This is a genomic window from Salipiger mangrovisoli, assembly GCF_015223355.1.
Classification (GTDB): domain Bacteria; phylum Pseudomonadota; class Alphaproteobacteria; order Rhodobacterales; family Rhodobacteraceae; genus Salipiger; species Salipiger mangrovisoli.
Map to the genome: position 1 here is coordinate 69,259 of NZ_JADFFK010000023.1, position 21,190 is coordinate 90,448.

25 protein-coding genes and 1 tRNA gene are annotated in these 21,190 nt (G+C 67.1%); 15 read left to right on the forward strand and 11 right to left on the reverse strand.

The window, feature by feature from the left end; all coding sequences use genetic code 11:
* Window positions 1-63: 63 nt before the first annotated feature.
* Window positions 64-306 (reverse strand): hypothetical protein, encoded by a 243-nt coding sequence (locus IQ782_RS23960; protein WP_194137198.1) that lies wholly within the window; start codon window positions 304-306, stop codon window positions 64-66.
* A gap of 292 nt (window positions 307-598) precedes the next feature.
* Here IQ782_RS23960 and IQ782_RS23965 point away from each other — a divergent pair, with 292 nt between their 5' ends.
* Entirely contained in the window at window positions 599-1,045 is a 447-nt protein-coding gene (locus IQ782_RS23965; RefSeq protein WP_194137199.1) for a DUF4168 domain-containing protein, read from the forward strand.
* 115 nt (window positions 1,046-1,160) lie between these two features.
* Here the strand turns inward: IQ782_RS23965 and IQ782_RS23970 are convergent, their stop codons facing one another.
* Both IQ782_RS23970 and lepA read right to left on the reverse strand, forming a co-directional pair.
* On the reverse strand, window positions 1,161-1,964 hold the full coding sequence (locus IQ782_RS23970) for a hypothetical protein (RefSeq protein ID WP_194137200.1): 804 nt from the start codon (window positions 1,962-1,964) through the stop codon (window positions 1,161-1,163).
* 127 nt (window positions 1,965-2,091) lie between these two features.
* The gene (lepA, locus tag IQ782_RS23975) at window positions 2,092-3,891 is read right to left on the reverse strand and encodes a translation elongation factor 4 (protein WP_194137201.1); all 1,800 of its coding nucleotides are present in this window, start codon (window positions 3,889-3,891) and stop codon (window positions 2,092-2,094) included.
* Window positions 3,892-4,263: 372 nt separating this feature from the next.
* On the opposite strand from lepA, the gene IQ782_RS23980 reads away from it, so the two are divergent.
* The gene (locus tag IQ782_RS23980; protein ID WP_194137202.1) at window positions 4,264-4,596 is read left to right on the forward strand and encodes a hypothetical protein; all 333 of its coding nucleotides are present in this window, start codon (window positions 4,264-4,266) and stop codon (window positions 4,594-4,596) included.
* Window positions 4,597-4,620: 24 nt separating this feature from the next.
* On the opposite strand, the gene hisD is transcribed toward IQ782_RS23980, so the two are convergent.
* On the reverse strand, window positions 4,621-5,907 hold the full coding sequence (gene hisD / locus IQ782_RS23985) for a histidinol dehydrogenase (protein ID WP_194137203.1): 1,287 nt from the start codon (window positions 5,905-5,907) through the stop codon (window positions 4,621-4,623).
* A 119-nt stretch (window positions 5,908-6,026) separates the two neighbouring features.
* On the opposite strand from hisD, the gene IQ782_RS23990 reads away from it, so the two are divergent.
* Window positions 6,027-6,995 carry a LysR family transcriptional regulator gene (locus IQ782_RS23990; protein WP_194137204.1) on the forward strand — a complete coding sequence of 323 codons (969 nt, stop codon included), beginning with the start codon at window positions 6,027-6,029 and terminating at the stop codon, window positions 6,993-6,995.
* Between the two features lie 189 nt (window positions 6,996-7,184).
* On the opposite strand, the gene IQ782_RS23995 is transcribed toward IQ782_RS23990, so the two are convergent.
* Window positions 7,185-7,949, reverse strand: a complete 765-nt coding sequence (locus IQ782_RS23995) for an alpha/beta fold hydrolase (protein ID WP_194137205.1) — start codon at window positions 7,947-7,949, stop codon at window positions 7,185-7,187.
* A 158-nt stretch (window positions 7,950-8,107) separates the two neighbouring features.
* On the opposite strand from IQ782_RS23995, the gene IQ782_RS24000 reads away from it, so the two are divergent.
* Window positions 8,108-8,473: a hypothetical protein gene (locus IQ782_RS24000; protein WP_194137206.1), complete on the forward strand. Its 366-nt coding sequence runs from the start codon at window positions 8,108-8,110 to the stop codon at window positions 8,471-8,473.
* On the opposite strand, the gene IQ782_RS24005 is transcribed toward IQ782_RS24000, so the two are convergent.
* Complete coding sequence (locus IQ782_RS24005; RefSeq protein WP_194137207.1) at window positions 8,452-9,186, reverse strand: NUDIX hydrolase; 735 nt, start codon at window positions 9,184-9,186, stop codon at window positions 8,452-8,454. The genes IQ782_RS24000 and IQ782_RS24005 overlap by 22 nt on opposite strands.
* Before the next feature lie 55 nt (window positions 9,187-9,241).
* Window positions 9,242-9,622: a DUF983 domain-containing protein gene (locus IQ782_RS24010; RefSeq protein ID WP_240989530.1), complete on the reverse strand. Its 381-nt coding sequence runs from the start codon at window positions 9,620-9,622 to the stop codon at window positions 9,242-9,244.
* A 393-nt stretch (window positions 9,623-10,015) separates the two neighbouring features.
* Here IQ782_RS24010 and IQ782_RS24015 point away from each other — a divergent pair, with 393 nt between their 5' ends.
* The 4 genes from IQ782_RS24015 (at window position 10,016) to IQ782_RS24030 (ending at window position 12,274) form a co-directional block, all read left to right on the forward strand.
* Window positions 10,016-10,711 (forward strand): EF-hand domain-containing protein, encoded by a 696-nt coding sequence (locus tag IQ782_RS24015; protein WP_240989531.1) that lies wholly within the window; start codon window positions 10,016-10,018, stop codon window positions 10,709-10,711.
* Window positions 10,712-10,792: 81 nt separating this feature from the next.
* Window positions 10,793-11,377 (forward strand): RNA polymerase sigma factor, encoded by a 585-nt coding sequence (locus IQ782_RS24020; RefSeq protein ID WP_194137208.1) that lies wholly within the window; start codon window positions 10,793-10,795, stop codon window positions 11,375-11,377.
* Window positions 11,364-11,744: a hypothetical protein gene (locus IQ782_RS24025; RefSeq protein ID WP_338092643.1), complete on the forward strand. Its 381-nt coding sequence runs from the start codon at window positions 11,364-11,366 to the stop codon at window positions 11,742-11,744. The genes IQ782_RS24020 and IQ782_RS24025 overlap by 14 nt, the downstream gene beginning before the upstream one ends.
* A 2-nt stretch (window positions 11,745-11,746) precedes the next feature.
* Entirely contained in the window at window positions 11,747-12,274 is a 528-nt protein-coding gene (locus tag IQ782_RS24030; protein ID WP_194137209.1) for a periplasmic heavy metal sensor, read from the forward strand.
* Between the two features lie 33 nt (window positions 12,275-12,307).
* On the opposite strand, the gene IQ782_RS24035 is transcribed toward IQ782_RS24030, so the two are convergent.
* Window positions 12,308-13,735 carry a diguanylate cyclase gene (locus tag IQ782_RS24035; protein WP_194137210.1) on the reverse strand — a complete coding sequence of 476 codons (1,428 nt, stop codon included), beginning with the start codon at window positions 13,733-13,735 and terminating at the stop codon, window positions 12,308-12,310.
* Window positions 13,736-13,908: 173 nt separating this feature from the next.
* Between IQ782_RS24035 and IQ782_RS24040 the strand changes: the two genes are divergently transcribed.
* The 5 genes from IQ782_RS24040 to IQ782_RS24060 all read left to right on the forward strand — a co-directional run bounded on the left by IQ782_RS24040 (window position 13,909) and on the right by IQ782_RS24060 (window position 16,974).
* Complete coding sequence (locus tag IQ782_RS24040; protein WP_194137211.1) at window positions 13,909-14,190, forward strand: DUF3572 domain-containing protein; 282 nt, start codon at window positions 13,909-13,911, stop codon at window positions 14,188-14,190.
* Window positions 14,187-14,903, forward strand: a complete 717-nt coding sequence (locus IQ782_RS24045) for an HAD family hydrolase (RefSeq protein ID WP_194137212.1) — start codon at window positions 14,187-14,189, stop codon at window positions 14,901-14,903. Before IQ782_RS24040 ends, IQ782_RS24045 begins: the two co-directional genes overlap by 4 nt.
* Window positions 14,904-15,151: 248 nt before the next feature.
* Window positions 15,152-15,760, forward strand: a complete 609-nt coding sequence (locus tag IQ782_RS24050) for a heme NO-binding domain-containing protein (RefSeq protein WP_194137213.1) — start codon at window positions 15,152-15,154, stop codon at window positions 15,758-15,760.
* On the forward strand, window positions 15,757-16,824 hold the full coding sequence (locus IQ782_RS24055; protein WP_194137214.1) for a GGDEF domain-containing protein: 1,068 nt from the start codon (window positions 15,757-15,759) through the stop codon (window positions 16,822-16,824). The genes IQ782_RS24050 and IQ782_RS24055 overlap by 4 nt, the downstream gene beginning before the upstream one ends.
* 75 nt (window positions 16,825-16,899) lie before the next feature.
* Window positions 16,900-16,974, forward strand: a tRNA-Gln gene (locus tag IQ782_RS24060).
* Window positions 16,975-17,268: 294 nt separating this feature from the next.
* Here the strand turns inward: IQ782_RS24060 and IQ782_RS24065 are convergent.
* The gene (locus IQ782_RS24065) at window positions 17,269-18,114 is read right to left on the reverse strand and encodes a hypothetical protein (RefSeq protein ID WP_194137215.1); all 846 of its coding nucleotides are present in this window, start codon (window positions 18,112-18,114) and stop codon (window positions 17,269-17,271) included.
* 532 nt (window positions 18,115-18,646) lie between these two features.
* Between IQ782_RS24065 and IQ782_RS24070 the strand changes: the two genes are divergently transcribed.
* Window positions 18,647-19,633 (forward strand): DMT family transporter, encoded by a 987-nt coding sequence (locus IQ782_RS24070; RefSeq protein WP_194137216.1) that lies wholly within the window; start codon window positions 18,647-18,649, stop codon window positions 19,631-19,633.
* Between the two features lie 227 nt (window positions 19,634-19,860).
* Here the strand turns inward: IQ782_RS24070 and IQ782_RS24075 are convergent, their stop codons facing one another.
* Entirely contained in the window at window positions 19,861-20,070 is a 210-nt protein-coding gene (locus tag IQ782_RS24075; protein ID WP_194137217.1) for a hypothetical protein, read from the reverse strand.
* A gap of 107 nt (window positions 20,071-20,177) precedes the next feature.
* On the opposite strand from IQ782_RS24075, the gene IQ782_RS24080 reads away from it, so the two are divergent.
* On the forward strand, window positions 20,178-20,639 hold the full coding sequence (locus tag IQ782_RS24080; protein WP_194137218.1) for a hypothetical protein: 462 nt from the start codon (window positions 20,178-20,180) through the stop codon (window positions 20,637-20,639).
* A 287-nt stretch (window positions 20,640-20,926) separates the two neighbouring features.
* Here the strand turns inward: IQ782_RS24080 and IQ782_RS29975 are convergent.
* Window positions 20,927-21,190: hypothetical protein (locus tag IQ782_RS29975; RefSeq protein ID WP_240989532.1), on the reverse strand; the 264-nt coding region annotated here is incomplete at its 5' end.

The following is a 21,190-nucleotide window of genomic DNA, read 5'->3' on the forward strand; positions in this document are numbered from 1 at the left end:
TCCACAAGGCCGAGAGGGAAGAGCCCTGGCCCGCCGGGTGGCGAAACCCGGCGGACCTCGCGGTTAATTGATGCCCAGAATCCGCATCGCCTCGGCCAGCGTGTCCACCGATTGCTGGTGCTGACCCGCCGCGTGGAATTGCTCTCCGTCGGCGCGCAGTTGCTTGACCTTGGCAAGGTCCGCCTCGGAAATCGTCGGTCCGGCGGCGAGCGCGGCGTCGATCTTGGCCATGTCGGCGGGGCAGTGGAATGCAAGCGCCGGGGTCGCGGCGAGGCCGAGGACGACGGCGATGGCTAGGCGTTTCATGTGGTTTCCTCCCTTGGATGGCGGGAGTGTAGCACGAAAAACGGCAAGAGATGCTCACGCGAGGGTGAAGCCGCAGGCGCATCCCCGCCATTCGCGGTGCCCGGCCCCGGCGAGCTTCCGCAAGGGCGATTTGACGCGCGGTTCACCGCCGCCCGGCGCGAGCCATCCCGGCAAGCCCTTGCCCGAACGCGGGCCGTTCTTCCGGCTGCATTGCCGCGCTGCGGCACCGCACATAGCTGTCGGGAGAAGCCGCGGGATGCTCCCGCGCCAGACCCTTCGGAAGGAGACTTCTATGAACCTCAAGAGCACCCTGCTTAAGTCGACCGTCATCGCAGCCCTTGTCGCGGCACCGCTGGCACCCGTGATGGCGCAGACCGCCACCCCCGAGGCCCCGGCGGAAGCGCCGGCCCAGGCACCCGAACAGACCCCGGCTGCTCCGGCGGCGGAGTTCAGCGAAACGCAGCTGACCGCCTTTGTCGATGCCGCCGCGCAGGTGCAGGCGGTGCAGCAGGACTACATGGTCAAGATCGACGCGGTCGAGGAGCCCGAAGGCAAGCAGAAGCTGGTCGAGGAAGCCCAGGCCGAGATGGCTGATGCGGTGAACGAGACCGAGGGCATGGACGTCGATACTTACAACCAGATCGGCCAGGCGGCGCAGGCCAACCCCGAGCTCAACGAGCGCATCATCGCGATGCTGCAGGAGCGCGCACCCGCCGGCCCCGAGACGATGACCGAGTAAAACCCCCTCAACGAGGTCATCCTGGAGCCGTCCCCGTCTCGGGGGCGGCTCTTTTCTTGCGCAGTGGATGCCGGGACATCCGGCGCCGCCCTGGGTCTGCGGCGCCGGGTGCCTGTCAGTTGGTTGTGGGCACCGCGGGGGCGGGCGCAGGGGGCGCTTCCGGAGCGGCGGCCGCAGCCGCCGGGGCTTCGGCAGGCGCTTCGACGGCGGGCGTATCAGAAACCGGCGCCATCTCGGTCGAGGTCGGCAGCTCCTGCACCGAGCCCTCTGGAAGGGCTTCGATCGGTGCATCGGCCGGCACGAAGACCACGCGGCCGATCTTGCGGTTCGGACCCCAGCCCCGGTGCTTGAGCATCCCGTCCACGATGTAGAGGTCCTCGATGCGGTAGGTGGCCCGCTTGCCGGCTTCGTCGTGGATCTCGATGAACGGGTTCAGCGTGTCCTCTTCCAGCCGGAAGAACCGCGGGTCGGAATGCGCCTCGAAGTCGCGCATGATCATCAGCACGTGGTCGTAGTCGGTGATCCGCTCGTCGACGAAATAGGCGCAGGTCGCCTCGTAGCCCGCGCCGCCCGCGCCGAGGATCAGCGCCGGCACCCAGACCATCGGGTTGGCCATGGCCGCCGCGGCCGCGGCACCGCCGCCCTCGAGCAGCCCGGCCGCGCCGCCCGAGGCGGCGAGCTTGCCGCCGAGCAGCGTCAGGCCGCTGGTGGCATTGACCAAAGTGTAGAAGCCGCCGTCGCCCTGCACGCCGGTCGCGGCCGCAACGGCACCGGTGGCGGCGGCCGCTGCGCCGGTCACGGTGTCGCCGACCAACCGGCTGGGCCGGTAGTCGCAGATTGCCGCAGAGAGCGAGGTTGCGGGGAGAAGCAGCGCCAGCGCGGTGGCGAGCAGCTTCAGCGAAGTCTTCGGTGCGGGCATCGGAAAGCTCCCATGCGAGGATGCGGTGAAGAGGGGGAGGTAGGGCGGCCCCGAGCGGGGCCCAACGTGAAAGGCCGGGGCGCGATCGCCCCGGCCTGTCTGTCTGGTGCTGGCCGGGATGTGCCGGTCAGTCGTCCATCTTGAGGGCGGAGATGAAGGCCTCCTGCGGGATCTCGACCTTGCCGAACTGCCGCATCTTCTTCTTGCCGGCCTTCTGCTTCTCGAGCAGCTTCTTCTTCCGGGTGGCGTCGCCGCCGTAGCACTTGGCGGTCACGTCCTTGCGCATCGCCGAAAGCGTTTCGCGTGCGATCACCTTGCCGCCGATCGCCGCCTGGATCGGGATCTTGAACATGTGGCGGGGGATCAGCTCTTTCAGCTTCTCGCACATTGCCCGGCCGCGCATCTCGGCGCGGTCGCGGTGAACCAGCATCGACAGCGCGTCCACCGCCTCGTCGTTCACCAGGATCGACATGCGCACGAGGTTGTCCTCGCGGTAGCCGATCATCTGGTAGTCGAACGACGCGTAGCCCTTGGTCACCGACTTGAGGCGGTCGTAGAAGTCGAACACCACCTCGTTCAGCGGCAGGTCGTAGACCACCATGGCACGGTTGCCCGCATAGGTGAGGTCGAGCTGCAACCCGCGGCGGTCCTGGCAAAGCTTGAGCACGTCGCCGAGGTATTCGTCGGGCACCAGGATCGTGGCCTTGATGCGCGGCTCCTCGACGTGGTCCACCTTCGACATGTCGGGCATGTCGGCGGGGTTGTGCAGGTCGATCTTCGTGTCGTCCTTCATGTAGACGTGGTAGATCACCGACGGCGCGGTGGTGATCAGCTCGATGTCATACTCGCGCTCGAGGCGGTCGCGGATCACCTCGAGGTGCAGCAGCCCGAGGAAGCCGCAGCGGAAGCCGAAGCCAAGCGCCGCCGAGGTTTCCATCTCGTAGCTGAAGGAGGCGTCGTTCAGCGCCAGCTTCTCGATCGCGTCGCGCAGGTCCTCGAACTCGGCGCTGTCGACCGGGAAGAGACCGCAGAACACCACCGGAACCGAGGGCTTGAAGCCCGGCAGGGGCTTCTCGGCGCCCTTCTTCTCGTGGGTGATCGTATCGCCGACCTTGGTGTCGCGCACCTGCTTGATCTGCGCGGTGAGGAAGCCGATCTCGCCCGGACCCAGCTCGTCGACGTTCTGCATCGCGGGGCGGAAGACGCCGATCCGGTCGACGGGATAGGTCGCGCCGGTCTGCATCATCTTGATCTTGTCGCCCTTCTTCAGGACGCCGTCCATGATCCGCACAAGGACGACGACGCCGAGATAGGCGTCGTACCAGCTGTCGACCAGCATCGCCTTCAGCGGCGCGTCGCGTTCGCCCGTGGGGGCGGGCAGCCGGTGCACGATGGCTTCCAGCGTTTCCTTGATGCCGAGGCCGGACTTGGCCGAGACCAGCAGAGCGTGCTCGGCGTCGATGCCGATCACGTCCTCGATCTGTTCCTTGACGCGCTCGGGCTCCGAGGCGGGCAGATCGATCTTGTTGAGCACCGGCACGATCTCGTGGTCGGCGTCGATCGCCTGGTAGACGTTGGCGAGCGTCTGCGCCTCGACGCCCTGGGTGCTGTCGACGACCAGCAGCGAACCTTCGACGGCGCGCATCGAACGCGACACTTCATAGGCAAAGTCGACGTGTCCGGGGGTGTCGATCAGGTTGAGCACGTATTGCTCGCCATTGTCGGCGATATACTCGATCCGGACGGTGTTCGCCTTGATGGTGATGCCGCGCTCGCGCTCGATATCCATCGCGTCGAGCAGCTGCTCCTTCATCTCGCGTTCCGAGACGGTGTTGGTGGATTGGATCAGCCGGTCGGCCAGGGTGGATTTCCCGTGGTCGATGTGGGCAACGATGGAGAAGTTACGGATATGCGCGAGATCGGTCATGATTGGCCCGATATGTAAGGCTTTTGGCGTCCGGTCAAGCCGGATCGAAGGGCAGGCGGCGCGGCTGCGCCGATGCGCCTCATCTCCCTGCATTTCCTGACGCGGCGGCGGGTTTGGCGCAAGGCGCGCCAAGCGCCATGCCGCCGCCGCGCGCGGCACGCTTTCAGGGCCACCTCTCTCGGGGCGGATTGGCGGCCGGGTGAACTGGTAGACGGTGGCGATGCGATGTCGCCGCCTAGCGTCGCGGCAGCTGTTGTCCAACAACGAATCGGTGAATTGAAACCGCCGCCCGCTTCGGGCATCTTCGGGAAAACTCCGGACCAGCGGGCAGAAGACCCGTGGAGTGACGGGCAGTGTTGAGAGAGCAGGCGGATGAAACCGATATTTCTGGTGACGATTCTGGCGTTGGTGGCGGGCTGCGGGGGCGGCTCGGGGTCGGGCTACAGGTACTATGCGCAGGGGCCAGTCAGCAAAGCCTGCATGAGTTCGGATCGAAAAGCCCGCAATGACGCGCTCTGCGGCTGCGTGCAGGCGGCGGCCAACGACGAGCTGCGCTCGGGCGATCAGCGCCGGGCGGTCAACTTCTACCGTGACCCGCACCAGGCCCAGGAGGTGCGCCAGTCGAGCCGCCAGTCGGACAAGGACTTCTGGAGCCGCTACTCGGCCTTCGTGAAGCGTGCCGAGCGGATGTGCACCGGGCTCTGAGCCCGTCCGGCACCTTCCGCAGCCTCAGCTTGCCGCGCGCAGCGGTCGCCGCACGATCCGTGCCTCGGCGCTGCGGGCATGGCCTTCCATTCCCTCGGCGCGGCTGATTCCGGCGCTGGCGCGGGCCAGGTCGGGCAGCGCCTCGGGCGCGGCCTCCTGCCACGTCACGCATTTGAGGAACTTGTGCACCGAGAGCCCGCCGGTGTGGCGCGCGGCGCCGCCGGTCGGCAGGACATGGTTCGGACCCGCGGCCTTGTCGCCGAAGGTCACGGTGGTGCCGGCTCCAAGGAACAGCGCGCCGTAGCAGCGCAGCCGCGCCCGCCACCACGGCAGATCGCGCGCCATCACGTGCAGGTGCTCGGGGGCATAGCGGTCGGCAAGCGCGGCCATCTCCTCGCGCGTGTCGCAGAGCATCACTTCGCCGAGGTGCGCCCAGGCGTCGCGGGCGGCGCAGCGGTTCGGCTCGGGCAGGGTCTCGGCCATCTGCGGCAGTCGCGCCAGAACCGCCTCTGCAAGCGGACGGTGGTCGGTGGCCAGCCAGACCGGGGAATTGCCGCCATGCTCGGCCTGTCCAAGCAGGTCGAGCGCCACCAGTTCCGGGTCGGCGCTGGCATCGGCGAGGATCATCACGTCGGTCGGCCCAGCCACCATGTCGATTCCCACCGGCCCGAAGAGCTGCCGCTTGGCCTCGGCGACGAACGGATTGCCCGGCCCGGCGAGGATGTCGGCCCGCGGCATTCCGAAAAGCCCCAACGCCAGCGCCGCGATGCCCTGCACCCCGCCGAGTGCCAGCATCTCGTCCACCCCGGCCAGGTGCAGAGCATGCAGGATTGCCGGAGGGATGCCGCCCTGACCGGGCGGCGAGCAGGCGATCACCCGGCCGACCCCGGCGGCGCGGGCGGTGGTCACGGTCATCAGCGCCGAGGCGATGTGGGCATAGCGCCCGCCCGGCACGTAGCAGCCGGCGCAGCCGACCGGAATCAGCCGCTGCCCTGCGCGCAGGCCGGGGCGCAGCTCGATTTCGAACTCCTGCACCGAGGCCCGCTGCGCCTCTGCAAAAGCGCGGATGTTGGCATGGGCATAGGCGATGTCCTCGACCAGCGTGACCGGCAGGGCGCGCTGTGCCTCGGCGAGGCGCGCCGTCGGCAGCACGATCTCGCCCTGCCAGCCGTCCAGTCGCGCGGCATAGTCGAGCGCCGCCGCCTCGCCCTCGGCGCGCAGCCTCGCCAGCATGATCTGCACGATATCGGCGGTGTCGGCGGTGCTGTGAGCGGGCAGGCCGGGGGCGGCTTTGAGAGGGGTCACGGTCATTGGGTCTGGCTCATGCCTGATCTTGGGGAGTTTCGGAAAAAGTGAATCTGTGCCAGTCTTCGACACGGGCAGGGCGGAGTGGGCCGGGGCGGTACCCGGTTCAGGTGAGGGATGAGTTTATGCTGATGAAAGGGATCAGCCTGCGCGGCCTCGAGGTGTTCGAGGCGCTGGCGGGGACCGGCTCCGTGGCGCAGGCGGCCGAACGCACCGGGCTCAGCCAGCCGGCGGTCAGCCAGCAGCTGCGCAACCTTGAATCCGCGCTTGGCATCGATCTGGTCGACCACGGGCGCAGGCCGATGCAACTGACCCCGGCGGGGCGCACCTTCCTGATGCGGACGCAGGCGGTGCTCGGGCAGCTCCGGCTGGCGCAGAACGAGCTCACGGTGATGGACCTGACCCATCTGGCGCAGCTCAACCTCGGGGTGATCGACGATTTCGACAACGACCTGACGCCGCAGCTGGTGACCATCCTGGCCGAGAACATGACTCGCTGTCGCTTCAAGCTGGTCACCGCGCCGAGCCACGAGATCATGGAATCCATGGTGGACCGCCGCCTGCATATCGCGATCGCGGCCAGCCCCGGCATCGCGACGCCCGGCGTGATCGAATATCCGCTGGTGCGAGACCCCTTCGTGCTGGTTGCGCCGCGCGGCAAGGCGCGCGAGGCGGGCGGGACCGAGGCCTTGATGTCGGCCCTGCCGATGTTGCGCTACGACCGCGACCAGATGATCGGCCGCCAGATCGAGGCGCATCTGTCGCGGCTCAAGCTGGATTTTCCCGAGCGTTTCGAGATCGGCGCGCATCTGTCCCTGATGACGCTGGTGGCGCGTGGCGTCGGCTGGGGCATCACCACGCCGCTCGGCTACATGCGCGCGGCGCGGGTGCACGACCGGATCGAGGCGCATCCGCTGCCGATCAAGCCCTTCGCACGGACCATCTCGCTCTTTGCCGCCGCCGATTGGGCCGACCGCGTGCCGCGAGACGTGGCACGCACCATGCGCCAGCTTGTCGCGGATCTGGTGATCACCCCCGCGCTGCGCCAGCTGCCCTGGCTGGAGGGCAAGCTCCACCTGCTCGAAGGCGACTGAGCCGGCGCAGAAAGAGAAGGCGGACATGGGCGACGTTCCGGAACATAAGCGTTTCGGAAACTAGAAGGGGAGGGGCGAGCCCCGGCGCAAGCGCCTTCGCGCGCAATTCGAAAACAGGAATGCGCAGATTCCAAAAAGGAAAATCGGCGTCGGCGTCAGCCCGGAAACCGGGCAGCGCTGGTTCCTGCCTCAGGCCGTCAGGTCAAGGAAAGTCCGCACCGCCGCTTCGAACTCGCGCGGCTTCTCGGCGTGCAGCCAGTGACCGCAGCCGGGCAGCTTGGCGAATTTCGCCGCCGGGAAGAGCGACCGGATGCGCGCGCGGTGCTCGGGCAGCACGTAATGCGACTCGGCCCCCGAGAGGAACAGCGCAGGGCGGTCGAACTGCGCCTCGATCTCGGGGAAACCGAGGATCTTCGGCATCTCGGATTCGAGCACGTCGAGGTTCAGCTTCCAGCGCTTGTCCTTGAGGTCGAGCGACTGGGTGAAGAAGCTGCACAGGGTGGGATCCTCGAGCACCTCGGAGAGCTGGGCGTTGGCATCCGAGCGCTTCTCGATGGCCGACAGGTCGACGCTGCGCATGGCGGCGATGTTCTGGTTCTGATCGTGGCTGTAGGGCACCGGCGCGATGTCGGCCAGGATCGCCCGATTGACCAGATCGGGCCGGGTCAGCGCCAGCACCATTGTCGCCTTGCCGCCCATCGAATGGCCCAGCACGTCGGCAGGGCCGCCGAGGCTCTCGATCACCTCGGCGATGTCGCCGGCCATGTCGAGATAATTGTGGCTGTCGCGCCACGGGCTGTCCCCGTGGTTGCGCTGGTCCACGGCGATCACCTCGCGCCGGTCCGACAGGCGCTTCGAGATCACGCCCCAGTTGCGCGCGGAACCGAAGAGCCCGTGGACAATCACGAGCGGCGGTTGGTCGGTGGCGGAGCCGTGGCGGATCATGTTCAGCATGGGCCCTGTCTAGGGCGCGGGCGGGGACCAGAAAAGGGCAAAACGCGCCGGGCCGGGGCAAATCTCTTCGAAGAGATTTGCAACCTCCTTCGAAGGAGGTTGGCGCCGCCCCGCCGTTGCGGCTTGCGCGCGGGCGGCAAATGCCCGAGGTTCGCGCCATGGATCAGGACCCCAAGATCGGTGCCCGGCTGATGCCGCTTCTCGAGAGCCGCCTCGGCCTCGGTAAGGGCAGCTTCGAGCAGCGCGCGCGCCGCGCCGCTCCGCGGCTGCCGCGATGGGCGCGGCGCGACCTTGCAACATTGCGCCGGGCGCAGGGCATGGTCGGCAACCCCAAGCTTGCCATGAGGCTTGACGAGGCCGAGCTTTCCCGCGCCGAATCCCGGATTGCCCGGCATCTCGAGGCGATCGACGTGAAGGCGCGGCGCAGCCATTGGCGGCTCGGCGTGCTGGCCGGGCTGATGTTCAACCTCGCGCTGCTCGCGGCGCTGCTGGCGGGTGCCTACTACCTCCTGATCCGCAGCTGACGCTTCGGCTTGCTGTTTTCCGGCGCGCCGGGTGCGCGGCCGTTGAGGCGCAGGAACAGGCTTTCCTCGTCGTCGTTGCGGAAGAAGGGCACCGAGCTCGGCGCGCGGCGATCGGTGACCCGTGCGGCGATTTCGGCCAGCACCACCTCGGTGATGAACGGCAGGTCGAAGCGGCGCACCTCGTCGAGCGGCACCCATTGCAGGTGCGACAGCTCGTCCGAGGCCGCCGAAAAGTCATCGGGATCGGTTTTCAGCGCCTCCGCATCCACCAGGAAGAAACGCGCATCGAAGCGACGCGGGCGGCCGGGCGGGGTGATGGCGCGGAAGACGAATTGCAGCGCCGAGGCCGACGGGCGGTGGCCGGTTTCGGCAAATCCCTCCCATCCCGCCGGCGGCGTCGGCCATTTGCCGGGCCAGCCCAGCACCTGCCCGGTTTCCTCCCAGAGCTCGCGGATCGCCGCCGCGGCCAGCGCCGGGGCCCGCCCTGCGGGGGCGTCCTCTTCCAACCGGGTGGCGCAGGCCGCCGGCAGCGGCGCGGCGAGCTTGACCTCGGCGTCGGCGTCGTCCACCGCGCCGCCGGGAAAGACGAACTTGTTGGGCATGAAGGCCGCTCCCGCGCCGCGCTGTCCCATCAACACGCTCGGGCGGCTGTCGCGGTCGCGCAGCACGATCACCGTGGCTGCGTCGCGGATGGCTGTCTTGTCGCTGCTCATGCGCATTCCCCTGCGTCTTGTGTTGGCTCGCGGGGATCGCGCTTGCGCGCCGCTCCTAGCGGTCGCGCGCGAAGCCGTGCATCTCGCGCGCCCACTGGAAGCCGACGATCGCCCCCTTCAGTCGCGGCAGAAGGTAGAGGGAAAGCCCGATGCAGCCAATAAGGAAGATGGTGACCAGGATCAGTGGTTCGGGGCGCCAGGTGGTGAACACCCAGAGCAGCGCCGGGGCCATGATGTGGCCGACGATGAGGATGGTCAGATAGGCCGGGCCGTCGTCGGCGCGGTGGTGGTGCAGCTCTTCCCGGCAGACGGGGCAGTGATCGCGCACTTTGAGATAGGACCGGAGGATCGGACCGTTGCCGCAGTTTGGGCAGCGGCAGCGAAAGCCGCGCCAGACGGCGGGCCAGGTTTCGCGTTCCTGCGACAGATCGGACATGGGATGCACTTTCGAAGTCATATCCCAAAGGTGGCGCATGACCGGCCGCATGGGAAGAGGACAGAGGCGCGCAGCGGCGTGATGTCGCAAACAAGACCGGCAGAGTCAGGTTTTCCAAGACGTCGGGAGGCAGGCGCACCGGGGACGGGCTGCCATATATCCTTTTCCGCAAGTCGGAAGTCCGGGACCCGCGATGCAGAAAGCAAACGGATGTTTTCGATTTAAGTGACTTTAATTAATCGATTTTCTTGTTCAGTCCGGCTCGCGCTCCTGTCCTTCTCAAAAAATCTTCGCCGGTATGCGACGGAGTTTGCGCCGCCGCGCGTGGAAGCTTGTGATCGGACGGCAAGACCGCCGCCGACACGATACGCGATGAATGAGGAGATCGCAGCGATGACACGCATGAACAAACTGATGACCGGCGCTGCCCTCGTGGTCCTGGGCACGGCGAGCCTTGCCTTTGCTGCATCCGACGCCAAGCCGACCGACCAGCGCGGCGCGCGACCGGCGCCGATGACGCAGATGTTCGAGAGCTTCGACAGCGACGGCGACGGGTCGATCAGTCGTGAGGAATTTGCAGGGCACGGCCCCGCCGCGGGCTTCACCGAGGCCTTTGCGACCGCCGACGCGGATGGCAACGGTCTGCTGGAGGGCGATGAGCTGATCGCCTTCGCCGACGCCCGCCGGGCGGCGCGCGAGGCGCAGCAGCTCGAGATGCGCAAGGCGCGCATGGAGCAGCGGATGCTCGAGCGGTTCGACGCCGACAAGGACGGCAAGCTGTCGCTCGAGGAGATGCAGGCGCAGGGGCCGATGGGCTTCTTCGACCGCTTCGATGCCGACGAGGACGGCTTGGTGACCGCCGATGAACTGGCGGCCGCCGGCCCGATGCGCGGCCAGCAGCGCGACATGGAGCATGGCCCCAAGGCGGACCGGATGATGCGCCATGAGGATGGGCCGCGGTCCTGGCACGGTGAGCGGGAGCATGATCAGGGCGGCAAGGGCTTCAAGCGCGGCCCGCAGGATGGCGATGGTCCGCGCGACGGACAAGGTCCGCGCGGCGGCATGATGCGGGACTTCTGGCAGTACTGAGGTGAACGGGACCGGGCCGCCTGCCGCGGCCCGGTCCTTGCGCGGTCCGGGACTTCGGGCTAGCGCAATGGGATGGACCGGATGCCTTATGACGCGATGAACGGGGACAGCGACGAGACCCTGCTTGCGGCCTATGCCGCGGGCGATCAGGCCGCGGCGCGCGCCCTTGTGCAGCGGCTCGGCCCGCGCGCCTTTGGTCATGCCGTGCGTATGCTGGGTGACCGGGCCGAGGCAGAGGACGTCGCGCAGGAGGCCCTGCTGCGGCTCTGGCGCGCGGCGCCGGGCTGGCGTGACGGCGAGGCGAAGGTGTCGACCTGGCTCTACCGCGTGGTTGCAAACCTCTGCATTGACCGGATGCGCAGGCGTCGCGGCGGCACGGTGGACCTCGACGATATCGCGGAACCGGCCGATCCTGCGCCCGGTGCCGAGGCGACCCTCCAGGGGCGCGCCCGTGAGGGGGCGCTGCAGGAGGCGCTCGGGGCCCTGCCGGAGCGCCAGCGTCAGGCCGTGGTGCTGCGGCATCTCGAAGGACTTTCAAACCCGGAAATTGCCGGGATCATGGACTTGGGCGTGCGCGCGGTGGAAAGTCTGACCGCGCGGGGACGCAAGGCGCTGGAGGCCCTGCTGGCCGGGCGGCGCGCAGAGCTGGGGTATGACGATGACTGATCAGCGCAGGAAGGAAGAGGGGGCACTGGCCCCGCTGTTCGAGGCCGAACGGCGCGACGCACCCATGCCCTCTGGCGACTGGATGGCCCGCATGGAGGCACTGGCGCTCGCAGAGCAGCCCGCGCCGAGGCCGGAAGATGTGCGATCTGCGCCGCCGCGGCGGGGCGTTGCCAGCTGGCGCGAGGCGCTGCGCGTCTTCGGCGGCTGGCCTGCGCTGGCGGGGCTGGCGGCGGCCTGCGCCGCGGGCGTGTGGATCGGGGTTGCCTCGCCCCAGACCATGACCACCTGGCTGTCCACCGACAGCAGCACTTCGCTCTCGGCGATCGATCCGGCGAGCGGCTTTGACTACGCGATGTTGGGACTTTGAAAATGACGAACGACGCCCCGCGCCCCTCCGCCTCTCCCAAGGCCTCGCGCGCTCCGCGCTGGATGCGCCTGCTGCTGCTGGGTTCGCTGGCGCTCAATCTCGCCGTGGCCGGCGTCGTCGCGGGCGGGCTACTGCGCCACGGCGGTCCCGACCGCGACGGCCCGCCGCGTGGCCGGGATTTCATCACGCCTTACACGCGGGCCTTCTCCGAGGACCAGCGGCGCGAGCTGGGGCACAAGCTGTTCAGCTCCTTTGAGCGCAAGCAGGGCGATCGGCCGCGGCCGGCCCCCTTTGGCGATTACCGCAGCGCGGTCGAGGTGCTGCGTGCCGACCCCTTCGACAGTGCCGCCTTCGCGCAGGCGCTGACTGCCCAAGACGCCCGCGCGGCAGAGCGGCAGAAGATGGGGCAGCAGGTGCTGGTGGACTACGTCTCGGCACTCTCGCCGGAGGCGCGGACGGCCTATGCGGACCGGCTGGAAGCGGAGCTTGACGATCTGGCGCGCCATCTGCCCCGCAAACCGCGGGACTGAACGCGGCGCGCCCGCGCTGTTCGGCCAAGGGCCTTACATCTGGCGCACCTCGCGCAGATGTATTCGCCGCGGCAGCGGCGTCTCCGGCCGCGCAAGGCGCACGCGGTTGCGACCGGCCTGCTTGGCGGCATAGAGCGCGCCGTCGGCCCGGACCAGAGCGGCCTCGACCGGGTCGCCTTCCTCGGCCACCAGCGCCACGCCGATGCTGACCGTCAGCGCAAGGCAGGCGGGGGCGTCGGGCATTCGGTCGCTCGACGGAAGCGCAAGGCGGGCCACGGAGTGACGCAGGCGGCGGGCGGTGGCCAGCGCCTCATCGGCGGTGCAGCCGGGCAGCGCGATCAGAAACTCCTCGCCGCCGAGTCGGGCCAGCAGATCGCCCTCTCGCAAGGTCTCCGACAGCGCTTGCGCCGAGGCGGCCAGCGCCCGGTCGCCGGTGGAATGTCCCCAGCGATCGTTCACCGCCTTGAAGTGGTCAAGGTCGGCGACGAGCAGCGCGAGCGGCTGAGCCTGCTGCGCCGCCTTCTGCGCCATGCGCGCCAGTTCGGGCATCGCGTAGCGCCGGTTGTACAGCCCGGTGAGCGGGTCGATCATCGCGTCCCGCAAGCCGCTGCGCAGGGCGGCGCGATGCCGCTCGGCGCAGCGCCCGCGGGCAATCAGCCGCGGCAGGCGCAACGCGAGTTCCAGTGGGTCCGCACCGTGATGCAGCAATTCGTCGGCACCGAGGTCGAGCGCCTGCGCCGCGAGCGTCGCGCGGCCCGCATCCGTGACATAGACCAATGCGGCGCGGCGCTGCGCACGGGCGGTGCGCAGTTGCGACAGCAGGGCCAGCCCCGCGCCCGCGTCGGAGCCCGGGTCGATGAGAACGATCACCTCGGCAAAAATCGCGTTGTTCTTGAGCAGATGCTCGGGCAGTGCGACCTGCACCTGCGCGCCGAGACCGATCCGCAGCCGCGCGGCAAGCGGGTCCATGGCCTGGGCCGGATCCATGGAGATCAGCGAGATTCGGGAGGGGCGCTCGAAACTGCGTGGGGCATCGGACAGGCCGAGCGCACGCTTGGTGTCGCTGTGCAGGTGCATTTCGTCCTGCGCCCTGGCGCGGCGCAAGAGATTGCGCATTCGGGGCAGCAGCAGAATCTCCGAGGCCGGGCGGGCGATGACGTCGTCGGCGCCCATCGCCAGAAGCGCAAGCCGTTGCTCGGGCTGGTCGTCTTCGCAGAGCAGGATGAGCGGTGTGTCGCCGTGACCGGGAAGCGCGCGCAGGCGGGTGCAGAAGCCGCCACCACACATGTCGGACAGGCGCGTCGAGGCGATGACCAGGTCAGGCCGGCTTGCCGCGGCCTCGGTCAGCGCCTCTGTGCCGCTTTCGGCGGTGCTCACCTGGTAAAAGGCCTTGGCCAGTCGGCCCCTGAGCAGGATGCGGTGGTCCGCCATGCCCTCGACGATCAGAATGCGTCCTGCCATTGGCCCGCTCATGTCCCTGTACCGTGGTCCTGCTCTGCACCTGGGGCGTAGGTGGTTCCGGCGCGGCGCATTTCTCGCCATCCGGGCGCAGATCGCACGGCCTTGCATCCCCGTTGTCGCTCAGTCTTTATGAAAACTGGTTAAGAAAGCCTTTCAATTGACGGGGTGCGAAGATGGTGGGACGCGACGAGGCAGAGCTGATCGGCTTGCAGGCGGCGGCCTGGCTTGCTGCCAATGACGAGCTTCTGCCGGTCTTCCTGGGAGCCACCGGCGCCTCGGTCGAGGATTTCCGGACCGGCCTCTCCGATCCGGGGTTCCAGGGTGCCGTGCTCGATTTCCTGCTGATGGACGACGCCTGGGTGCGGGCCTTCTGCGATGAAGCGGGGCTGACCTACGATCTGCCATTCCAGGCGCGCCAGCATCTTCCCGGCGGCGGCGAGGTGCATTGGACATGACCGCGGCCCCGCAGCGGCGCGCAGCGGCGGTGCTGTTCGACAAGGATGGCACGCTGTTCGATTTCACCCGCACATGGAGCGCCTGGGCGCTGGGGGTGATGGATCACCTGGCGCAGGGCGATGGCCTGCTGGTGGCCGCAATGGCGCGCGAGCTGCGCTTCGACCTCGACAGCCGCAGCTTCTGGAAAGACAGCCCGGTGATCGCTGGTACCAGCCGCGAGGCGGCGGAATGCCTGGCACGTGGGCTTGGCGGGCGCGATGCCGCCGCGCTTGAAAGCTTCCTCTCCGAGGCGGCGGCCAGAGCGCCGGTGGTCGAAGCCGTGCCGCTGGCGCCGCTGCTGGACAGGCTGCGCGGCGCCGGGTTGCGGCTGGGGGTCATGACCAACGACAACGAGGCCGTGGCCTACGCCCATCTTGGTCAGGTCGGCGTCGCGGACCGGTTCGATTTCGTCGCAGGCTTCGACAGCGGGCACGGTGCAAAGCCGTCGCCCGAACCGCTGCTGGCCTTCGCTGCGGCGCTGGACCTTTCGCCCGCCCAGGTCGTCATGGTCGGCGACAGCACCCACGACCTAATGGCCGGGCGCGCGGCCGGCATGATGACCGTGGGGGTTCTGACCGGTCCGGCAGGCGCCGAAGAGCTGCGCCCGCTCGCGGATGCCGTCCTGCCAGACATCGGGCATCTTCCCGATTGGCTGCGCATCGTGGCGACCTGATGGTGGAAATTCCCTAAAACTTTCCGATTTCCGATTTCCTTAAGCCCCCGTGCCTTAATCTGGTGGTCGTATCGCCATGTTGCTCGTGATCCTTCTCGCGGACAGCGCGGCCATGCGAAGGAGAAAGGACACACGCGATGGAAGAACGACCGCGCGGCACTGACAGTGCGGGAGCGGAGCCAAGGTCGGCTGCAGCCCTCCTGAGACGCGGCGGCGCGTAGCGCGCCGGACAGCGGATGGAGTGGCGGATGCACGGGTTGGTTGCGCGCACGCTCCAGTGTTTCGTGCAAGACACCTATGGGCCAGAGCGCTGGCGCAGCGTTGCCGATGCCGCCCAGCTCGACCTGCCCGAGTTCGAAGCCATGCTCGACTATGAGGCACAGATCGTCGGCCGGGTGCTGACGCAGGCCGAGATCGAACTGGGCAAGCCGCGCGCCGCGATGCTCGAGGACATCGGAACATATCTGATGACCCACCCCAACAACGAACGCCTGCGCCGACTCATGCGCTATGGCGGCGAGGACTTCATCGATTTCCTGCACTCGCTCGAGGAACTGCCCGGACGCGCGCGGCTTGCCGTGCCCGATCTCGATCTGCCGCCGCTGGAACTGACCGAGACCGCCGCACGCCGATTCACGCTCGTCTGCAAGTGCAGCGGCCCCACCAGACGCGGCTATTCGCATGTGCTTGCCGGCGTGCTGCGGGCGATGGCGGACGACTATGGCGCGCTGATCGTGCTCGACCTCGAGGCAGGGCCGGGGGAGGACGAAATGATCGAGATCGCGGTGGTCGAGCCCAGCTATTCAGCGGGCCGCAGCTTCGAGCTGGGCGCGCATGGTGCGGGGCGTGACGGATGACGCCGCTTGCCCTGCCGCAGGCCACGCTGGACCGGCTCTGCCCCATGCACGCTCGCCTTGATGCTATGGGACGGGTCGGTACGATCGGGCCGACATTGCACCGGGTCCTCGGCGGCCGGGAGTACCGCACGCGGCATTTCTCTGAGTTGTTCGACATCTTTCGCCCGCGTCAGATCACCGAACTTGCGGCGCTCCTGGCGCTCGATGGGCGGCGCTTGCAGGTGCGGCTGGTCGGGCAGGGGCGCGAGACGCTGCGCGGTCTCGCCCTGCCGGATGCGTCGGGCGGGGCGGTACTCGACCTGTCCTTCGGCCTCGGCCTTGTCGATGCCGTGCGCGATCACGCGCTGACCAGCAGCGATTTCGCGGCGACGGATCTCGCCATCGACATGCTCTACCTGGTCGAGGCGAAATCTGCCGCGATGGAGGCGTCGCGCACGCTCAATCGCCGCTTGCAGGGCGCAATGCTGGCCGCCGAGGAGCGCGCCTATACCGATCCTCTCACCGGGCTGCGCAACCGCCGTGCCGTGTCGCAGGTGCTCACCGACCTGCTGCGGAGGGACGCGGCTTTTGCGGTGATGCACGTGGACCTCGATTTCTTCAAACGGGTCAATGACACGCTCGGACATGGGGCAGGTGACCGGGTTCTGGAGCGGGTCGCCGGCGTCATGCGCGAGCTGACCCGGCAGGAGGATACAGTGGCGCGTGTCGGCGGCGACGAGTTTGTCATCGTCGTGGTTGGTACGGGCGATCGTACCCGTCTTGCCGCTCTGGCGGCGCAGCTCATCACCCGGCTCGAAGAGCCGATTCCGCTGCGGGCTGAAACCGCGCTTCCGCCGGCACGGATTTCCGCGAGCATCGGTATCGCGCTGCGGTCTCCCGGTGAGCCGATGCCGCGGAGCGGGGCCGATGCGCTGCTCGAAGCATCGGATGCGGCGCTCTACGATGCGAAGCGCGCCGGACGCGGCAGATACGCATTTTTCTGCCCAGAGGTCCTCCGGCGAGGGCGTGATCGCCGCGGGTCTTCGGACCGTCGGGAGGGTTCTGGCGAGGGTTCCGCAAGGTGAGCCAAAAAAGACCGAGATTTTTTCCAGAAGGGGGTTGCGCCCTCCGGGAGGCTGGCGTAAATCCCGCGCCACGGTTGGGGCGTAGCCAAGTGGTAAGGCACCGGTTTTTGGTACCGCGCACCGTAGGTTCGAATCCTACCGCCCCAGCCAATATCTCCTAACATACCGAAGTTACGAAACTTCCGGCCCGAGGGCGGTAGAAATGCCCCCGTAAGTGCCCCACCTATCGGCCCCCATCGAGACGTTCTGCAACCGTTGGCAGCGGTGGCGGCGAAAGACCACGGACAAGGTCATCAGCACGAGGATGATGACGGGACTGGCCGCCGAGCGCGGCGGGAAAGGGTTGTGATGATCGACACCTTTCGCCACGACCTATGCCCGACGGTCTTCCTGTCAGCCATCGCTCTCGCCGCTACTGGAATATGCTGGCTATCAGTCCCGAGCCTAGAGGACGGCCTTCAGGTTCTGGCTGAGGCTGTGGGCCCGGCAGCGCTCGGCGAGCGTGTCGGCGTCGATCACGGCATCGTCGAGCCGGGCGGGGAGATGCTCGAAACCGACCACCTCGCATAAGCCGAGGTAGCCATCCTGGTCCGCGCCCGGATCGGCGAGGATCGGCATGCCGTTCGCGGCCATGTAGTACAGGCGGAACGGATTGATGAATTTCTCGCTGGCACCGTAGGACAGGTTGAGCCCCCATTTGCAGGTCGCAACGAAGTAATCCTTCACCGTCAACGGATCGTTTCTGCCCAGGATTTTCACAGTGCGGCCGTGGGTGTTGACCAGGCGATCCACCTTTTCCGCCCGGCTGCCTTTCAGCAGGCCGAAGAACAGGGCCTCGAAGTCGAAGTCCTTCCGTCGGACGATCCTGGGATCGCGCAGCTGCTCGTAGAACCCCCAGCGTGCATAGCGGATTTTCGCGGCATCGCAGACGCCCGCATAGGCCGAAAGGTTGGCCAGGTAAGGGGTGATCACGAACCGTGCCCCTTCGACCAGGGACGTGTAGCTCGAGAGCGGGAAATTCGGTCTTTGGTTGATGGTCGCACCGTCGAAGTTCTCCACTTCGAAGATGGCGTAGTCGATCGTCGAGCCGCGGATTTGCCGGACCGTGTCTTCGGAGGCGGCCAGAAAATCGGCACCGATGATGATGTTCAGCCGGTTCTGCTCGAAGTTGTTGATGCGCATCACGACGTCATGACCAAGCTCTTCGAGGGCGAACAGCAGGCCGTAAGCGATATCCGCCTTGAAATCCAACCATTCCCTGTTCCCGATGTGGCAGACATTGATCTTCATCGTGACGTCCTGATGCTTGGTGGATGCGACCCAAGTTCTAGACACCGCGAGTCTTGAAGCCCAGTCGGTGTCGCCGCCGGCGCGGGGAGTGTTGGAATTTTGCGACAAGCCCGGCAAGGCGCCGAAAGACGTGGGCCAGCAGTGGCCCGGTTCCTCGCCGAGAGCAGGCAGGGGCCCGAAACCGGGGACCGCAGACGCTTCTGCGCGTCGCAAACAATTCTGCAACAATCGATGTGTACCAAATGGCCCTGGGAATAATCGCATTATTTCAATGTGATGACGCTGCGTGATGACTCTGCGGCCAGGCGCGCCTTGATGGCCGATCCGATGGCCCATGGGAGGTCTGCGAGATGCACAATGTCCGGCCCGCAGAGCCCCGCCGCCTGCACCTGATAGGTCTGCGTTCTCCGTCGTCGAAGGCGCTGCAGGATCGCATGGCCAAGGCAGCACCCGAAGCCACACCAGGGTTCCGAGCGACGGTCTCGTTGGTCCGCAGTCGATCTGGCCGCACCCGGACCTCGGAGGCGGGGCGATGATCTCGGCCGAGATGGCGCGGCTTGGCCGTTTGCGGCCGCTTGCGGGTCTCGCGATGGTGTCCGTCGCGGCCTGTCTTTGGGGAACGGTCGGGGTCGCCAACGGGCTGATGCGGAAGGATATCGTGTTCGATCCCGCGCTCATCGGGATGCTGCGGGTCGGGATGGGGGCCATCTTGATTTTCTTGATCGCACGTCTGGCAGGACACCCCCTGCCAGAGATGCGCCGGCTGCCCCTTGCGCCGCTGTGCCTGTTCGGTCTTTCGGGTGCGGTCTTCCAGATCTGCCTGTTCGCGGCCTTTGCGCGGGTCGGCGTGACGGTGACGGTGGCGGTGACGGTCTGCGCCCCGCCAATGATCGTGGTTGCTGCCAGCGCGCTGCGCCGGGGCCGTTTGCCACCGGGATGGACCATGGTCGCCTTGATGTTGTCGGTCGCGGGGCTCGCCCTCGTGTCCTTCGATCCGCAGGCTGCCGTCGATGCCGCGGGCGCATTGGACATGGTCGGCGCGGGGCTCCTCGCCGGGGCCTCGCTGGCATTCGTCGGAATTTCCGTTGCGGCGCGGGCGGCGTGTCGGACGGTGCCATGTCTTTGCGTGACTTACCTTGGCCTGGCGGCCACGGGGGGCGTTCTGGCGGCGGTTGGTCTTTCGCGCAGTTCGGGTTCGCTCGTCGATTTGACGATGCTGGAGCCGCGCGAGCTTGCGCTGCTTGCCTACATCGGCTTTGCCGCAACGGGCGGCGCCTATTGTGCCTTCGTGACCGGGATGAAGCTCAGTTCCTCCGCCGGGGTCGGGCTCATCGCGACCATGACCGAGCCGGCGATTGCCGCATTCCTTGCCGCGGTGCTGCTGCGCGAGACGCTTTCCCTCGCCGAGGCGGTCGGCTGCGCGCTGATGCTTGTCGCGATGCTGGCCCTGTTCCGCTCCGAACTGGGCACGACGTCGAGGGCGCAGCGCGATGAGGCCATCTCGCACAGCGCGGGATGAGCGGAGGACGTCGGAAGTTGGTTGCGCTGCGCATTGCGCGCGGGCGAGGCGTTGCTGCGCTTGGCGGAAGGGCGATTGGCCGGCGTGATATCGATCGACATGTCCCGCAGCTTCCGGCGCGGGACATGTTTGGGTGCGGCGCGTCCTGTCGCGCGGCTGTCAGCGTCGCTTGGCGCCCTGTCTGGCCGGTTGTCTCGCACGCAGGGGGACTTGCGCGCGAGCTGTCTTCAGGACGTCATCGCCTGCCGTAAGGGGGGCGAGACATCCGCGCGTTCCCGGTCTTCAAGTTCGAGATCGCCGCTCGCCCCGACCCGTGCAAGTCCCTTGTCGATAAGGATGCTGGCATCACCATGATTGAAATTTATGACATTATTGATACGCAATTTGCACAACAAAAAGTACTGCGGGCCGGTCAAGCCGTATGGAATATTACTCAACACCATTTCTCCTCCAGTAAGGGTACCGAAGGTAACAACTGCAGGCAGCACTGCAAACCCTATCGGTGGCCGCACCGGTGCACTACTTGAAATGGCCCTGACGGCTGATGAAAAAATCCGCAGCTTTTGCGTTGGAACGGGGCCGGTTGGGCGGGTTCGGGCGTCCTGTGCTGCGCGGCTTGGCGGAGGATGGCATCTTGGTGCGCCACAGTTCGCGGAGCGCCGCCGGCGACACGCTTGTCGGCGAGGTGCGGGTCGAGGCTTTGCGCGCCGCCGGGTATTCCAGCGGGCCGCAGGTCGATCCTGGATATGTCGGCGTCGAGGAGGTCATCGCCCGAGGAGGCGTGCCGGACGCGAGTTTCGTTTCGTCGGCGGCCTCGACTACGCCCGACGGGACGCCGGGTTTCGGAATCGCGCAACGTGGGTGCCGGGAGCGTTCCGCGCAGCTTCGATGCGCTGATACGATCTGGAGGCGGAAGATCCGTGGCTCAATGGTCGGCCACAAGGATTGGGGGACAGAACGCCTTCGCCATACGAGTGGTCTGCAAAACGCCGACTTCTCGATCTAACTATCTGTCATCACTGTCTTCTCTGGAAGAAGTGGTGCCCGGGGGGGGGAATCGAACCACCGACACGAGGATTTTCAATCCGTCCTCGATGTGCGATCTGCTTTTGCGTACATGTAGTCGCAACATGAATGAAAAATCTACGAACCGCGCGCGGGAAGCGATCACAAGATATAACTGTGGGCGGTCCTAGAGACTAGTCTGCCGAGCACAGCGTCGACAAGCTGTGTCGGGTAAGGGTAAAGTTGTTGGATTAGTTTTACAAAAGCGATTCCATGACCCATGCACATTCACTTGCGGGCGTAGTGCTCGCAGCTTCTCTTTTCGCGACGCCCACACTTGCTGACATATGCGACTACAAGCCTTCCAAACTCGTTGGTGAAGCGATGACGGGAGCGGCGGCTGTGATCGGAGGAGGGGCTGCTGCTGCGGGTGTGGGTATGAAGGCGGCCGGGTTCTACACCCTTGTTCATTCCACGATAGTGCCCCGCGGCGTGGTGTAGGAAGCCGCGAGCGTCGCTGATCGCGAGGCTGGCGGTCATCGTCGATCTTCG